This window comes from Pseudomonas sp. MDT1-85 (genome assembly GCF_054898065.1).
Genome location: NZ_CM142715.1, coordinates 4,612,189 through 4,628,642 on the forward strand (window position 1 = coordinate 4,612,189; position 16,454 = coordinate 4,628,642).

12 protein-coding genes are annotated in these 16,454 nt (G+C 58.9%); 5 read left to right on the top strand and 7 right to left on the bottom strand.

Features of this window, described 5'->3' with window-relative positions; all coding sequences use genetic code 11:
- Positions 1-94: 94 nt before the first annotated feature.
- Both gyrA and mtnA read right to left on the bottom strand, forming a co-directional pair.
- Positions 95-2,764 carry a DNA gyrase subunit A gene (gyrA, locus tag ACYZT2_RS20805; RefSeq protein ID WP_461966940.1) on the bottom strand — a complete coding sequence of 890 codons (2,670 nt, stop codon included), beginning with the start codon at positions 2,762-2,764 and terminating at the stop codon, positions 95-97.
- 418 nt (positions 2,765-3,182) lie between these two features.
- Positions 3,183-4,259, bottom strand: a complete 1,077-nt coding sequence (gene mtnA, locus ACYZT2_RS20810; protein WP_461966942.1) for an S-methyl-5-thioribose-1-phosphate isomerase — start codon at positions 4,257-4,259, stop codon at positions 3,183-3,185.
- Between the two features lie 109 nt (positions 4,260-4,368).
- Here mtnA and ACYZT2_RS20815 point away from each other — a divergent pair, with 109 nt between their 5' ends.
- The 5 genes from ACYZT2_RS20815 to ACYZT2_RS20835 all read left to right on the top strand — a co-directional run bounded on the left by ACYZT2_RS20815 (position 4,369) and on the right by ACYZT2_RS20835 (position 9,308).
- Positions 4,369-5,703, top strand: coding sequence for a TRZ/ATZ family hydrolase (locus tag ACYZT2_RS20815; RefSeq protein ID WP_461966944.1), 1,335 nt, complete (start codon positions 4,369-4,371; stop codon positions 5,701-5,703).
- A gap of 71 nt (positions 5,704-5,774) precedes the next feature.
- Positions 5,775-6,473, top strand: coding sequence for a bifunctional 2-polyprenyl-6-hydroxyphenol methylase/3-demethylubiquinol 3-O-methyltransferase UbiG (ubiG, locus tag ACYZT2_RS20820; RefSeq protein WP_150712050.1), 699 nt, complete (start codon positions 5,775-5,777; stop codon positions 6,471-6,473).
- A gap of 4 nt (positions 6,474-6,477) precedes the next feature.
- Positions 6,478-7,149, top strand: coding sequence for an N-acetylmuramic acid 6-phosphate phosphatase MupP (mupP, locus tag ACYZT2_RS20825; protein ID WP_461966946.1), 672 nt, complete (start codon positions 6,478-6,480; stop codon positions 7,147-7,149).
- 117 nt (positions 7,150-7,266) lie between these two features.
- Complete coding sequence (locus tag ACYZT2_RS20830) at positions 7,267-8,007, top strand: YciK family oxidoreductase (RefSeq protein ID WP_007899713.1); 741 nt, start codon at positions 7,267-7,269, stop codon at positions 8,005-8,007.
- 374 nt (positions 8,008-8,381) lie between these two features.
- Positions 8,382-9,308, top strand: a complete 927-nt coding sequence (locus ACYZT2_RS20835; RefSeq protein WP_461966949.1) for a GGDEF domain-containing protein — start codon at positions 8,382-8,384, stop codon at positions 9,306-9,308.
- Positions 9,309-9,448: 140 nt separating this feature from the next.
- Here the strand turns inward: ACYZT2_RS20835 and ACYZT2_RS20840 are convergent, their stop codons facing one another.
- From ACYZT2_RS20840 to trhO, 5 genes are all read right to left on the bottom strand, one after another.
- Complete coding sequence (locus ACYZT2_RS20840; RefSeq protein WP_461966951.1) at positions 9,449-10,210, bottom strand: TenA family transcriptional regulator; 762 nt, start codon at positions 10,208-10,210, stop codon at positions 9,449-9,451.
- Between the two features lie 77 nt (positions 10,211-10,287).
- Entirely contained in the window at positions 10,288-12,747 is a 2,460-nt protein-coding gene (locus ACYZT2_RS20845; protein ID WP_461966953.1) for an EAL domain-containing protein, read from the bottom strand.
- A gap of 197 nt (positions 12,748-12,944) precedes the next feature.
- Positions 12,945-14,762: an ABC transporter ATP-binding protein gene (locus tag ACYZT2_RS20850; RefSeq protein WP_461966955.1), complete on the bottom strand. Its 1,818-nt coding sequence runs from the start codon at positions 14,760-14,762 to the stop codon at positions 12,945-12,947.
- Complete coding sequence (locus ACYZT2_RS20855; protein ID WP_461973202.1) at positions 14,755-15,357, bottom strand: DsbA family protein; 603 nt, start codon at positions 15,355-15,357, stop codon at positions 14,755-14,757. The genes ACYZT2_RS20850 and ACYZT2_RS20855 overlap by 8 nt, the downstream gene beginning before the upstream one ends.
- A 39-nt stretch (positions 15,358-15,396) precedes the next feature.
- Positions 15,397-16,338, bottom strand: a complete 942-nt coding sequence (trhO, locus tag ACYZT2_RS20860) for an oxygen-dependent tRNA uridine(34) hydroxylase TrhO (protein WP_461966957.1) — start codon at positions 16,336-16,338, stop codon at positions 15,397-15,399.
- Between the last annotated feature and the right edge of the window lie 116 nt (positions 16,339-16,454).

Below are 16,454 nucleotides of genomic sequence, written 5' to 3' on the forward strand. Positions count from 1 at the left end.
CAGGCTCGCTCCCACAAGGGATCTCCAAAAGGTGTCGATATTTCATTATGGACAAACAAGGGGGCGAATCTTCATCCGCCCCCTGCTTGCCCGCTTACTCTTGCGGCTCTTCGTCAGCGGCGGCGTCGAGTTGCTGGTCTTCGGCAACGTCGTCGATCACGACTTCACCGTCGAACACTGCACCTTCTTCACCTTCGAGCCCTTCGCCTTCCAGCTCTTCGCCTTCGACTTCCGACGGCTCTTGAACCCGCTCCAGGCCCACCAGCGTTTCATCGCTGGCCAGCTTGATCAGGGTTACGCCCTGGGTGTTACGACCCAGGCTGGAGACTTCGTCGACACGGGTACGAACCAAAGTACCCTGGTCGGAAATCAGCATGATCTCCTCGCCATCGAGCACCTGGACTGCGCCGACCAGACGGCCGTTACGCTCGTTGCTGACCATGGCGATAACGCCCTGACCGCCACGCTTGTACTCAGGGAACTCGGTGATCGCGGTGCGCTTGCCGAAACCACGCGCCGAAGCGGTGAGGATCTGGCTGCCTTCTTCCGGGATCAGCATGGAGATCAGCTTCTGGCCTTCCGGCAGACGCATACCGCGGACACCGCGAGCGGTACGGCCCATGGCGCGAACGTCGGTTTCCTTGAAGCGAGTGACCTTGCCACCGTCGGAGAACAGCATGACTTCACGCTCGCCATCGGTAATGGCGGCAGAGATCAGTACGTCGCCTTCGTCCAGTTCCAGCGCGATCAGACCGACGCTGCGTTGACGACTGAAGGATTCCAGCGGGGTCTTCTTCACGGTGCCTTTGGCAGTGGCCATGAAGATGAAGTGACCTTCGGTGTATTCCTCGACCGGCAGCATGGTGGTGATGTACTCATCACTGTCCAGCGGCAGCAGGTTGACCAGCGGACGACCACGGGCCGCACGCGACGCTTCCGGAATTTCGTAGGTTTTCAGCCAGTACACTTTGCCTTTGCTGGAGAACAGCAGCAGCGTGGTGTGGCTGTTGGCGACCAGCAGGTGAGCGATGTAGTCCTCATCCTTGACGCCGGTGGCCGACTTGCCTTTACCGCCACGACGCTGAGCCTGGTACGCAGCCAATGGCTGGGTCTTGGCGTAGCCACCGTGGGAAATGGTCACGACGCGCTCTTCTTCCGGGATCATGTCGCCCAGGGTCAGGTCGAGACGGGCATCGAGAATCTCGGTGCGACGCACATCGCCGTATTCGGCGCGGATCACTTCCAGCTCTTCGCGGATCACTTCCATCAGGCGCGTGGCGCTACTGAGGATGCGGATCAGCTCGCCGATCTGGTTGAGGATCTCTTGATACTCGGCCAGCAGCTTTTCGTGTTCCAGACCGGTCAGACGGTGCAGGCGCAGGTCCAGAATGGCTTGCGCCTGCTCTGGCGACAGGAAGTACTTGCCTTCGCGCAGACCGTATTGCGGGTCCAGGGTCTCTGGACGGCACGAATCGGCACCGGCACGCTCAACCATCGCAACCACGGCGGAAGATTCCCACGCAGTCTTGATCAGCGCTTCCTTGGCTTCCGACGGCGTTGGCGAGGCCTTGATCAGGGCGATGACCGGGTCAATGTTCGACAGGGCAACCGCTTGACCTTCCAGAATGTGGCCACGTTCGCGCGCTTTACGCAGCTCGAACACGGTACGACGGGTCACCACTTCGCGACGGTGACGAACGAAAGCTTCCAGCAGGTCCTTGAGGTTCAGGATCCGCGGACGGCCATCGATCAGCGCGACGATGTTGATACCGAACACCGCTTGCAGCTGGGTCTGGGCGTAGAGGTTATTGAGGATTACCTCAGGCACTTCACCGCGACGCAATTCGATCACGACGCGCATACCGTCCTTGTCGGACTCATCGCGCAGCTCGGTGATGCCTTCGAGCTTCTTCTCTTTGACCAGCTCGGCGATCTTCTCGATCAGACGCGCCTTGTTCAGCTGGTAAGGGAGTTCGGTGATGACGATCTGCTGACGACCACCGACCTTGTCGATGTCTTCGATCATCGAGCGGGCACGCATGTAAATACGCCCGCGACCGGTGCGGTAGGCTTCGATGATGCCGGCGCGACCGTTGATGATCGCGGCGGTCGGGAAGTCCGGACCAGGGATGTATTGCATCAGCTCATCGACGGTCAGTTCCGGGTTGTCGATGAGTGCCAGGCAACCGTCGATGACTTCACCGAGGTTGTGCGGCGGGATGTTCGTCGCCATGCCCACGGCGATACCGCTGGAGCCGTTGACCAGCAGGTTGGGAATACGGGTCGGCATGACCGCCGGGATCATTTCGGTGCCGTCGTAGTTCGGCACCCAGTCCACGGTTTCTTTGTGCAGGTCAGCCAGCAGCTCGTGCGCCAGCTTGGTCATGCGCACTTCGGTGTATCGCATGGCCGCGGCGTTGTCGCCGTCCACCGAACCGAAGTTGCCCTGACCGTCTACCAGCAGGTAACGCAGCGAGAACGGCTGCGCCATCCGAACGATGGTGTCGTACACCGCGGTATCACCGTGAGGGTGATACTTACCGATCACGTCACCGACAACACGGGCAGATTTCTTGTACGGCTTGTTGAAGTCGTTGCCCAGCTCGCTCATCGCGAACAGCACACGCCGGTGCACGGGCTTCAAGCCATCGCGCGCATCCGGCAGGGCCCGCCCGACAATTACGCTCATCGCGTAGTCGAGGTAGGACTGCTTCAGCTCGTCTTCGATATTGACCGGGAGGATTTCTTTGGCCAGTTCGCCCATGAGAAGCCTGATTCCTTTTTCTGGTGAAACTTCGTCACATCCATATGGGACGAACGAAGCTCGCCGATGCAGACTGAGTGCCATGCACCGACTTACGACAAATCAACGAGTTATGCCATGGATCTGCGCAGTAAAGGCAGCCACATCAGGCTACCCTGGAAACCGCCGGATGTTATCACAAGAGCCGCCACGCACCTATCCCCCAGATGCGCATGGAGTGTAGTTAGTTGACTGGTGGCAGGCTTGAAGGGGACGAGAGGGGCTTAGAGGAAAATTTCAGAGGGGAATGAAGCGTATTTGTTGGCTGTCAGGGCCTCATCGCGAGCAGGCTCGCTCCCACATTGGATCTGCGTCGTTCACAAATTCCTTGTGGGAGCGAGCCTGCTCGCGATGGCAATCTCTCAGGCGCCAGAAATTATTAATGCAGACGCTTGCGGCACATCAATTGCGCCATTTTCGCCGTATCCGGCCGTTCGACGATGCCTTTTTCGGTAACGATCGCGTCGATCAAATCCGCAGGCGTTACGTCGAACACCGGATTGAACGCATCGACATCCGCCCCCACCCGCTTGCCGCCGACTTCCAGCAACTCGCGGCCATCGCGCTCTTCGATAGGAATCTCGTCGCCGCTGGCCAGGTTCATGTCGATGGTCGAACTCGGCGCCACGACCATGAAGCGCACGCCGTGGTGCATGGCGTTGACCGCCAGTTGGTAGGTGCCGATCTTGTTCGCCACGTCGCCATTGGCGGTGATGCGGTCGGCGCCGACGATCACCCAGGTCACACCCTTGGTTTTCATGATGTGTGCGGCGGCGGAATCGACATTGAGGGTCACGGGAATGCCTTCATTGGCCAATTCCCATGCGGTCAATCGCGAACCTTGCAGCCACGGCCGGGTTTCGTCGGCGTAGACGCGCTCGACCATGCCTTCGATGAAAGCCCCGCGAATCACCCCCAGCGCCGTGCCGAAGCCGCCGGTGGCCAGTGCGCCGGTGTTGCAGTGCGTGAGGATCGCCTGCGCGTTGCCCTGATGCTTGCGAATCAGGTCGACACCCAGCTGGGCCATGGTCAGGTTGGCTTCGCGATCACTTTCATGAATGGCGATGGCTTCGGCCTCCAGCGCCGCCAGAGGGTCGGCGTCTTCCTTGAGGCGATCCAGGCGGTCACGCATGCGACTCAAAGCCCAGAACAGATTCACCGCTGTTGGACGGGAATCGGCCAGTACCGCGTAATCCTCTTCCCACGCTGCCTGCCAGTCACCGCCCTCGGCAATTCGGGCGCGGGCTGCCAGCACCATGGCATAAGCGGCACTGATGCCGATGGCTGGCGCGCCACGCACCACCATCGAACGAATGGCTTCGGCCACCCCCGCGGCGCTGGTGTAGGCGATCCAGGTTTCCTCGAACGGCAAAATACGCTGATCCAGCAGGTACAGTGCGCCATCACGCCAATCGATGGCCTTCACCTTCTCCGCAGCCAACAGTCGATCGCGCATCCACTTACCCCGCACTCATGAACAAAAGCCGCCGATTATAGCGATCCCCCCGCGAAGACGCTCGGGTATACTTCGCCATCCTTTACAAAAGCACTGGAACCAACTTTCGATGCCGACCCCCACCGCTGCGCTCGACCTGTTATTGCTGCCGACCTGGCTGGTACCCGTCGAACCGGCTGGCGTGGTCCTTAAAGAGCATGCCCTGGGCATCCGCGACGGTCGTATCGTATTTATCGGCCCTCGCGCAGCAGCCTTGAAGTTTAACGCAACCGAAGTCCGCGAATTGCCGGACATGTTGCTCAGCCCCGGCCTGATCAATGCCCACGGGCACGCGGCAATGACCTTGTTCCGAGGCCTGGCCGACGATCTGCCGCTGATGACCTGGCTGGAAAAGCACATCTGGCCGGCCGAAGCTAAATGGGTAGACGAAGCTTTCGTACGTGACGGCACTGACCTGGCCATCGCCGAGCAGCTCAAAGGCGGCATCACCTGCTTCTCCGACATGTATTTCTTCCCGAAGGTCGCCAGCGAACGCGTGCATAACAGCGGCATTCGCGCCCAGATCGCCATTCCGATCCTCGATTTCCCGATCCCAGGCGCCAGCACGGCGGATGAAGCCATTCGTCAGGGCGTCGAATTATTTGGCGATCTCAAGCATCACGAGCGGATCAAAATCACCTTTGGGCCTCATGCACCCTACACCGTGGGCGACGAAACCCTGGAAAAAATCCGGGTCATCACCGAAGAACTGGACGCCTCGATTCACATGCATGTCCATGAAACCGCTTTCGAAGTGCAGCAGTCGGTCGAGCAGCGTGGCGAACGCCCGCTGGCCCGCCTCGGTCGCCTGGGCCTGCTCGGGCCCCGCCTGCAGGCCGTTCACATGACCCAGATCAGCGATGAAGACCTGGTGCTGCTGGTAGAAAGTAACACCCATGTGATTCATTGCCCGGAGTCGAACCTGAAGCTGGCCAGCGGTTTCTGCCCGGTCGAGCGCTTGTGGCAGGCCGGGGTCAATGTGGCGGTCGGCACCGATGGCGCGGCCAGCAATAATGACCTCGATTTGCTCGGCGAAACCCGCACCGCTGCGTTGCTGGCCAAGGCCGTTGCCGGCTCCGCTACCGCGCTGGACGCCCATCGCGCCCTGCGCATGGCCACGCTCAATGGCGCTCGCGCACTGGGAATCGAAGCCGAGACGGGTTCGCTGGAAGTCGGCAAAGCGGCGGATATCGTCGCGTTCGACCTGTCGGGCCTGGCGCAGCAACCGGTCTATGACCCGGTTTCGCAACTAATCTATGCCACTGGCCGCGACTGCGTGAAACACCTTTGGGTCGCCGGCAAGCAACTGCTCGACGACCGCCGCCTGACCCGCCTGGATGAGGCGCAGCTGTGTGCGACCGCCAAGGCCTGGGGCCAGCGCATCAGCGGCCATACCGAATCGTAAGCACCGAATTGTAAGCACCCTGGACCGAAACCGGGGCAACAGGATTTTTCAAGTTTTAGAGGACTGACACCATGAGCAACGTCGACTACGCCGAAATCGCCAAATTCGAAGCCCTGGCCCATCGCTGGTGGGACCGCGAAAGCGAGTTCAAACCGCTGCACGACATCAACCCGCTGCGGGTCAACTGGATCGACGAGCGCGTCCATCTGGCCGGCAAGAAAGTCCTCGACATCGGTTGCGGCGGCGGCATCCTCAGCGAAGCCATGGCTCAACGCGGCGCGACCGTGATGGGCATCGACATGGGCGAAGCGCCGCTGGCTGTCGCTCAATTGCATCAGCTGGAATCCGGCGTGAGCGTCGAGTACCGCCAGATCACCGCCGAAGCCTTGGCCGAGGAAATGCCCGAGCAGTTCGACGTAGTGACCTGCCTGGAAATGCTTGAGCACGTGCCGGATCCGTCGTCGGTGATCCGCGCCTGTTTCAAAATGGTCAAACCGGGCGGCCAGGTGTTCTTCTCCACCATCAACCGAAATCCGAAGGCGTATCTGTTCGCCATCGTCGGTGCCGAATACATCATGAAGCTGCTGCCGCGCGGCACCCACGACTTCAAGAAATTCATCCGCCCTTCGGAGCTTGGTGCCTGGAGTCGCATGGCCGGTTTGACCGTCAAGGACATCATCGGCCTGACCTACAATCCACTGACCAAGCACTACAAACTGGCGGCCGACGTGGACGTCAACTACATGATCCAGACCCTGCGCGAGGAGTAAGCCGATGCGTATCAGAGCAGTCCTTTTCGACATGGACGGCACCCTGCTCGACACCGCGCCGGATTTCATCGCCATCTGCCAGGCGATGCGCGCTGATCGTGGTTTGCCGCCGATCAACACTCAACACATTCGCGATGAAATTTCCGGTGGCGCCAAGGCGATGATCGCCGCGAACTTTTCCATGGACCCGGAATCGCCGGGGTTCGAGGAACTGCGTCAGGAATTCCTCGACCGCTACCTCAAGGGTTGCGCGGTCCATAGCCATCTGTTCGACGGTATGGCCGAGGTGCTGGAGAAAATCGAAAAGGCCAACCTGATCTGGGGCGTAGTCACCAACAAGCCGGTACGTTTCGCCGAGCCGATCATGCAGCAGCTGGGCCTGGCCGAACGCTCGAAAGTGCTGATTTGCCCGGATCATGTGAAGAACAGCAAACCGGATCCGGAGCCGTTGATCCTGGCGTGCAAGATGCTCGACCTGGACCCGGCCAGCGTGCTGTTTGTCGGCGATGACCTTCGAGACATCGAGTCCGGCCGCGATGCCGGCACCAAAACCTGCGCGGTGACCTACGGTTACATTCATCCGGACGACAACCCCAAACACTGGGGCGCGGACGTGGTGATCGATCATCCGCTGGCGCTGGTCGAGGTGCTGGATAACGCTTTGTGCAGTTGCTGAGCTGAGAACGCTTTTGTAGGAGCCAGGCTTGCCGGCGAAGGCGCTCTTAAGGACGCCTTCGCCGGCAAGCCTGGCTCCTACGAAAAGCGGTTCACATTATTTGTGTTGAGGTTTTTTATGTTTGATTATTCCGCCCGCCCTGAATTGCTCAAGGATCGGGTCATCCTGGTCACCGGCGCTGGCCGTGGCATCGGTGCTGCCGCTGCAAAAACCTACGCCGCCCATGGCGCCACCGTGCTGTTGCTGGGCAAGACCGAAGCCAACCTGACTCAGGTCTACGACGAGATCGAAGCGGCCGGGCATCCACAACCGGCCGTGATTCCGTTCAATCTGGAAACCGCACTGCCTCATCAATACGATGAACTGGCAGCCATGATCGAGACCGAGTTCGGCCACCTCGACGGCTTGCTGCACAACGCCTCGATCATCGGTCCACGTACCCCGATCGAGCAGTTGTCCGGTGAGAATTTCATGCGCGTCATGCACGTCAACGTCAACGCCATGTTCATGCTCACCAGCACCCTGCTGCCACTGCTCAAGCTGTCTCAAGACGCCTCGGTGGTGTTCACGTCCAGCAGCGTCGGTCGCAAGGGTCGTGCGTACTGGGGCGCTTACGGCGTTTCCAAATTCGCCACCGAAGGCCTGATGCAAACCCTGGCCGACGAAGTAGATACAGTGGCACCGGTGCGCTCCAACAGCATCAACCCCGGCGCCACCCGCACCAGCATGCGCGCTCAAGCCTACCCCGGTGAAAACCCGCTGAACAACCCGACACCCGAGGAGATCATGCCGGTCTACCTTTACCTGATGGGTCCGGACAGTACCGGCATCAATGGCCAGGCGTTCAACGCTCAGTAACGCCCGTGCGTCGCTTTTCTGCCGCGACGGCTTCCCGCCGCGGCACGCAAAACAGATGATAACTGCAGTTGCTTCAAGTCAAATAAATGTCATCGCCCTCCGCGACTCCTCTCGCATGACCTTCCAGTATTTTGATTTTTAAAGCTTTTTATTCGACTGAACCGAATGGCACGACTTTCGCTCTAATTTTGTTCAGACACGCCGTGTGAAAGCAGACGGGGCGGAGCTTGAGCCGAGAGGTTACTAATCTTCGGCAAAGCGGACTAAACTCGTGCCAAATGTCCTACGGGACTGATGGACCAGTATGACGCGCAGCTCAAAGCCGCTCTCACCCAGCCTGTAAGACAGCCTTACTGCTTAGGGGCTCACGCCATATGAAATCACCTTCCCAGACCAACGCAATTGACTTCGACAGTGCCAAATTGCAACGCCTGGGCTTTGGTCAGCAGCCTCCCCTCCTGGAGCGGCCCGTCAGTCTTGTGCAGTTGCGCCAAGCGCTGGGTCTGCAACTGCAAACCAGTCTTGAGCCGCAACGCATTCTCGGGCTTTTCTTCCGCGAAATTCAGCGCCTTGTGCCGCTGGATGCCTTGAGTTACGAACATCAGCCCAGCGACTTGCGCCTGCAATTCGGTGCTCGGGGTCATCATTCAATCAGCTATAGCCTGAGCCATGAAGGCGAGCAATTGGGAGAGCTGGTGTTCCGTCGCAATCAACGCTTCAGCGAACAGGAACAGGGCAATCTGGAGTCACTGTTGTCGGCCCTGCTCTTCCCCATGCGAAACGCCCTGCTCTACCGAGCGGCGACCCAAAGTGCATTGCGTGATCCGCTGACCGATACCGGCAACCGCATCGCTATGGATCAGACGCTACAACGGGAAATGGAGATGTCGCGGCGGCACTCGCAGCCGCTGTCGCTGCTGATGCTGGACATCGATCATTTCAAACACATCAACGATACCTACGGGCACAGTGCCGGCGATGAAGTGTTGAAGGCCGTCGCGGCCTCGATCAAGAACCAGTTGCGCAACGTCGACATGGTGTTCCGGTTTGGTGGCGAAGAATTTCTGATTCTGCTTTCCAACACCAGTCGGGAAGCAGCAGCCATGGTCGGTGAACGACTGCGGTTTGCGGCGCAGGCGCAGGACTATGTGGCCGAGGGCAAGATGATCGAACTGACGGTCAGCATCGGTTGCTCGACGCTGCTGCCCGGCGAGTCTGCCGAGAGTTTGTTGCGACGAGCCGACAGTGCATTGTATGTGGCTAAGCGTGAGGGGCGGAATCGCCTTGCGATGGCGGGCTGATCTTTCAGCAACGCTGCATAACCCATGTGGGAGCGGGCTTGCTCGCGAAAGCGATCTGACATTCAGCATCTCTGTTGAATGTTAAGCCGCTTTCGCGAGCAAGCCCGCTCCCACATTTGGTTTGTGTTGCTTTCAGGGGATCAGCTTTCGGCCAACTCCATTCGCTCACGGACTACCGGAGTTTTCACTGCCAATTCCAACTGCATGCAACGCTCCAGGAACAGATACATGTAGTCGTAACTTTTGCAGACAGCCTGGCGCAACTCCACTTGCAACGCTTTGCTCGGGTTCATGCCCGCCAGGGTGCAGATGATTTCCAGCGCTTCCCATGGATGGGCATCGTCATACTGGGCGTGCATCTTCAACCACTTCATGGCCCGCTTGCGATCTTCCTCGGGGAACGCTGCCGCGTAGACGCCACTGGAACAGACCAGTGCCGACCACTCCCCTGTCGCACCCTCAATGGCGTAGTTGGTGGCGGCGATGGCCACGATCAGCGAGTCCGACGAACTGGTGTGCCAGCACCAGTGGCTCAAGGCGTGAAGCTCGGGGGCCACCTGTTGGGCTTGCAGATCTTCCAGGCTAATACCGTGAGCACGGCTCCAATGCACCCAGTAATCGGCATGGTTCAATTCGACGCGAATATTGCGCATCAGCCAGCGACGCGCCATATCTTCACCAGGGTGGCGCGCAAAACGGGTCTTCGTCAGGTTCTGTGCCATGTATAACGCGAACTGTTCGACCACTGGCCAGCCACCAATAAGGTACTGACGCATGGTTTTTGCGCTGAGTTTGTTATCTCGCATGCGTTGATACAGTTCGTGTCCGACTACCCGGCGCTTGCTCTCGCTGCAATCCTGGATCAGTTGCTGAGCCCAGGCGGGATAACTTGCAGCTTCCATGAGTGGTCCGGTTCGGTTGAATGTGTCGATCACTGTCGCGCTCCTTTTGATTGTGATTTTAAGATCAACAAGAGGTTTCAACGGAACGTGCCGGGCGCCTTGAACAACAAAGGTCGGGGCCGGGCTGGACGACTTTGCAAACTATCCCAGGTAAACAGATGCGGGCGTTCAATCACATACCCTTGAGCGTAATCCACCCCGATCTCCAGCAATGCCTGCTCGATCTGAGGTGTTTCAACGAACTCGGCAATCGTGCGCTTACCCATGACATGACCGATGTGATTGATCACTTCGACCATGGCGCGGTTAATCGGGTCGTCCAGCATATCCTTTACGAAACTCCCGTCGATCTTCAGGAAGTCTACAGGTAAATGTTTCAAGTAAGCGAATGAGGACATACCGGCGCAAAAGTCGTCTAGCGAAAAGTGACAACCTAAACCTTTGAGTTCATTGATAAATCTAATTGCGCTGCGCAAATTTGCAATCGCGCTGGTTTCTGTAATTTCAAAACAAATCATTTCAGGTGGAATTGAATATGCAACAAACTGTTCACGAAGGAAGTCCAGAAACGCCTCATCTCCGATAGTAATACCTGACAGATTTATCGCACACATGGCCAACGGCCCTTCGCGCTCTTCAGCGATACACTGGGCAATGACTTTGAAAACGTTCTCCACCACCCAACGGTCGATCGACGTCATCAAACCATAACGCTCGGCGGCTGGAATGAAACTGTCCGGCAGAATCATGCGCCCCGCTTCATCATGCAGACGCAGCAGGATTTCGATATGCCCACCGCCCTGTTCGGTATGGCCAAGGGGCGCGATTTCCTGGGCATACAGATAAAAGCGATCTTCTTCCAATGCCATGTGCAGGCGCTGAACCCACGCCATCTCGCCAAAACGCAGGGACAGCTCCGAGTCGTCGGCGTGATAGACCTGAACCCGGTTGCGGCCCTTTTCCTTGGCCATGTAACAGGCCATGTCAGCGGCACGCAGCGAAGCTTCGAGCGTGGCCGGACCTTGGGTCACATGCACCAGACCGATACTCACGGTGGTCACGAACGGCCGGCCTTTCCAGACAAAATGCAGGTTCTGCACGGTCTGGCGCAGGCTTTCGGCGATTTTCTCGGCCGCTTCCGGCGCGCAGTTTTCCAACAGAATGCCGAACTCATCGCCACCCAACCGGGCCAGGGTGTCGCCTTCGCGCAACCCTGATTGCAACAATGCACAAATATGCCGCAACAGCTCGTCGCCCGCCGCATGACCGCAAGTGTCATTGACCAGTTTGAATTGATCCAGGTCGAGAAACATCAAGGCGTGACGCCCCGCCTGGCGCGTCAGGTGATGCAGTGCCTGTTCGAGGCGATATTCGAATTCGCGGCGGTTGGCCAGCCCGGTCAGTGCGTCATGGGTCGCCTGCCACGACAGATTGGCGATGTATTGCCGCTCCTGGGTCATGTCATGCAGCACCAGCACGGCGCCACTGACCTTGCCCGTATTGCGGATCGGCGCGCCGACCAGAGTGACCGACACCGTGCTGCCATCCAGACGCTGGATCAGTTTGGAATGCTCGCTGCCACCGCTGAGCTGACCGCTCAAAATGTGCTCGATCAAGGTAAAACCGTCGGTCTGAGCGTTCTCGTCCAGCAGATTGAACAGCGCGGCCAATGGCAACCCCGCCGCCTGTTCGGCCTTCCAGTGAGTCAAGGCCTCGGCGGCCGGATTCATATAAGCGATCGCGCCCTCGACGTCCGTGGTGATCACCCCATCGCCAATCGATTGCAGAGTGATCTGCGCCCGGTCTTTCTCCAACTGCAAGGCATCGGCGAAGGCATGGCGCTGCTTGAGCAGCTTATGAGTACGCAATAGGGCCAATACAATCAAACCCAGCGCAGTGGCGAGGTTCGTCACCAATAGCAGCCGGAGAATCACCCGCGAGCCCTCGCCCAAGGCATCACTGAATGCTTTGGCGGCAGGCGTCACGCCATCGTTGATGGCGAAAATCTGGTCCTTCCAGCGTTTGACGTCGGCGTCGGTGACCTGGCTATCGGCAATGCGCTGGTGCATCTCCCGCGCGACGTCATCGAGTTGCACCAGGTACGCGTCACCGACCGTCCAGAGGTCGATGGCTTTTTCAAGGTAGCTGAAGTGCCGGAAATTGAGGTACAGCCAAATCACGCTGGAGACGTCGTCCGGGTGGTTGCCGCCCTTGAGGATGGCGATTCGCGCCGCCTCGATATTGGGTGGTTGATGATCCAGCGCCAGACGCAATTCATGGCCACCCTGAGGTACCGCAATCGCGTTCTGGTATTTGAGAAAAATCGTTTCGTCGCGACTGTCGGCGTAGAGATTGAGGTAATAGATGGCGTCTTTCTGGCCCTTGGACCACAGGCTTTCACCACCGACGTAGCCGCGAACCGCCGAAAGAACGTAAAGGCTTACGCCTCCCAACAGGGCCTGAAATAACACGACGGCGATAAAAGGCCAGACGATGCCCAACAACCGCGGGGTTCCGAGAGTCCTTTTTTGCTTCATGAGGTCCCTTGTCTTGACACTGCTTGATCGTCGTCCGGACGAAAACGCTACAGCTAGACTAGGATGGGTTCTCACTCTAGGCAAGCCGGGGAAGCTCCTGCTCAACAGCAGCATAGCCCCAGCGCTTCAAGGCTGGCTCGTCCTCATGTGCTAATCCTTGCCGGGGAAAAATACCCTGAACGTCCTGTGGCATTAATCTAGTGCTGCTGCAAATGCCCATAAAGCTTTGCATACAACCCACCATCAGCTATCAATTGCTGATGGTCGCCATCCTCGGCAACTTGACCGCCGTCGAACACCAGCACTCGGTCAGCCTGCTTCACGGCCGACAACCGATGCGCAATGATCAACGTGGTGCGGTTGCTCAAGAACCGCGCCAGTGCCTGGTGCAGGTTGTATTCGGTGGCTGCGTCCAGGGCGGACGTGGCCTCGTCGAGGATGACCACTTTGGGTTCGGCCAACACCATCCGCGCAATCGCCAGACGCTGACGCTGCCCGCCGGATAAACGCACACCGGAGCGCCCGACAATACTGTCCAGGCCGTTGGGCAATTCACGCACCGTGTTGTGCAGTTGAGCAATTTCCAATGCCTGCCAGCAGGCTTCGTCACTGCGTTCACGGCCCATGGTCAGGTTGGCGCGCACGGTGTCGTTGAACAGTGCTGGATGCTGCAAGACCACGGCGACATTTTCTCGCACGGTCTCCAGACCGATCTCTTGCTGAGTCGAACCACCGAAACGGATGGTGCCGGCCAGCGGCGTGTACAAGCCCAGCAGCAACTGCACCAGGGTGCTTTTACCACCGCCGCTGGCGCCGACAATCGCGACCTTTTCACCGGGGGCAATCGACAGATTCATTTGGTTCAGCACCAACTCGTCGCCGTAGCCGAAACTCAGCCCCTGAACTTCGATGCCTACCGTGTCGCGCCCTTGAAACGGGTCGACACTGCCGGTGTATTGCGGCTCATCAGCGCGGGCCAGCAGCTCGTTGATTCGCGACAGCGCACCGCCGGCGGCGTAAAAGGCGTACTGCAGGTTGAGCAGTTGTTCCACCGGACCGATCATGAACCACAGGTAGCTGAACACCGCCAGCATCTGGCCGATGGACAGGTCGGAAAACAGCACGGTGAGCATGGCCGCTGCGCGAAAAATATCGATGCCGAACTGGAACAGCAAACCGCTGGCACGGTTCGACGCATCGGTTTTCCATTGCGAGTTCACTGCGTAATCGCGCACCTCACGTGCTCGCTGGCCAAGCCGTCCGAGGAAAAAGCCCTGACGATTACCGGCGCGCACTTCCTGGATGGCATCCAGGGTTTCGGTCAAGGCCTGGGTGAAGCGCGAGGTGCTGTCGTTCTCGAGTTTCTTCAGGTGTTTGACGCGCTTGCCCAACTGCACCGTGGCATAGATCACCAGCGGGTTGAACAGCAGAATCAGCAACGCGAGTTTCCAGTGCATCCACATCAGGATGGAGGCGGTGCCCACCAGCGTCAGTATGGCCACGAGGAAACGACTGAGGGTTTCGCCGACGAATTTGTCCAGCGTGTCCAGGTCGGTGACCAGGTGCGTAGTCACCGTGCCGCTGCCCAGGCTTTCGTATTCCCCGAGCGAGATACGCTTGAGCCGTTCGATCAGCCGCACCCGAATCCGATACACGATGTCTTTGGCCAACGCCGCAAACAATTTCGCCTGCACAACGTTGAACAACAACGCCGCACAGCGTAGTGCCAGGGTCACCAGCAGCATCAGGCCAATGTAACCCGCGGCTTTCTGCCAGACGTCGGGCAGCGCATGGTTCATGATTTTCAGCGCGGCGTCGCCGTGGCCCAGCAGCACTTCGTCGACCAGCAACGGCAACAGCAAGGGGATCGGCACACTGCATAGTGTTGCCAATACCGCGACGCCGTTGGCGATCCACAGGGACTTTTTATGGTGAAGGGCCAGACGACGGATTTCCGCCCAGCTCAGACGGTCGACACGTGCAGGGGCTGGAACGTCGTCGGGCAGGTCATGCACAGGCAGCGCGCTCCAGCCAGCGGCCGAGCAACGGTGACAACACACTCAAAGGTTGATACCCATTGGTCAGCAACGCCAATTGACCATCACGCTCTGCCAGCAAGGTCGGGAAACCGGCAATGCCCAAGTCCTGGACCCAGGTGAAATCGGCAGCGGTGGCTGCGTGCTGATCGGCACGGTCGAAGGCGGCGGCGAATTCGATGCGCGGTAAACCGGCCTGCTCTGCCAGCTCCACCAACACGCTGGCGTGAGTGACGTCGCGACCTTCGGCGTAGAACGCATGCTGGAGCAACCCGAGCAGCTTCCACGCGCAATCCGGTGCCAGGCTGCGCGCCGTCACCAGCGCCCGACACGCCGGCTCGGTGTCGTAGACAAACCCGTCGGGCAACGCGCCTTCAAACTTGAACGGTTGACCGGTGGCCTCATGCACCGCTTGCCAGTGCTCAAGAATGTAGCGCCGGGTGGTCGGCTCCAGCGCTGAGCCGCTGCCGGTGCGCAAACCGCCGACGACCAGATGCACGTCCACCCCCGCTGCGTGCGCCTGCTCGACCAGCGCGTTGGCCACTGGCGCAAAACCCCAGCACCAGGAACACATCGGGTCCATCACATAGAGCAGGCGACGTGCAGACATGGTTCAAGCCTCGGAAGGAGTTTGCTTGTAGTTGTAACCGATCGGGTGCGGCAGGTTGCGCGCCTTGGCCAGTTCGATCTGCTTCTGCCGGTCGATGGCACTGCGACGGGTTTTCTCGCTCAGCTTATCCCAGCAATGCGGGCAACTGATGCCGGCCACGTAATGCTCGGATGCGCGGTCTTCCACGCTGATGGGCGTACGACAGGCATGACATTGATCGTAGTCGCCTTCGCTGAGGTCGTGGCGCACGGTCACGCGGTTATCGAACACGAAGCAGTCGCCCTGCCATTTGGTTTCTTCCTGCGGTACCTCTTCGAGGTACTTCAGGATGCCACCCTTGAGGTGATAGACCTCATCGAAACCCTGGCTGAGCATGTAGCTCGAAGCCTTCTCGCAGCGAATGCCGCCGGTGCAGAACATCGCGACTTTCTTGTGCACGGCCGGGTCGAAATGGGCTTTGATGTAGTCGGGGAATTCACGAAAACTGGTGGTCTTCGGATCGATGGCGCCTTCGAAGGTGCCGATCGAGACTTCATAGTCGTTGCGGGTGTCGATCAACAGCACTTCAGGATCGCTGATCAGCGCGTTCCAGTTCTGTGGATCCACGTAGGTGCCGACACTTTTGTTCGGGTCCACGCCTTCGACGCCGAGGGTGACGATTTCTTTCTTGAGTTTGACTTTGGTGCGATAGAACGGCTGCTCATCGCAGTACGACTCTTTGTGGTCGATGTCGTCCATGCGCGGGTCGTTCTTGAGCCAGGCCATCAGCCCGTCAATGCCTTCGCGGCTGCCGGACACGGTGCCGTTGATGCCTTCTTCGGCGATCAGCAGCGTGCCTTTGATGCCGTTGTCGACCATTGCTTGCAGCAGCGGCTCGCGCAGGCCGACGTAATCTTCCAGGGTGACGAACTTATACAGTGCCGCCACGACAATCTGTTGTGTCATGGGTAATTCTCCAGGTGGCTACCCTCGTAAGGGGTGAACCGGATGCGAAAAAAAACGCGCCGGGTGAGCGGCGCGTTGCGGATTCTAGCAAAAATAAACCCTTCTGTAGGAGCACG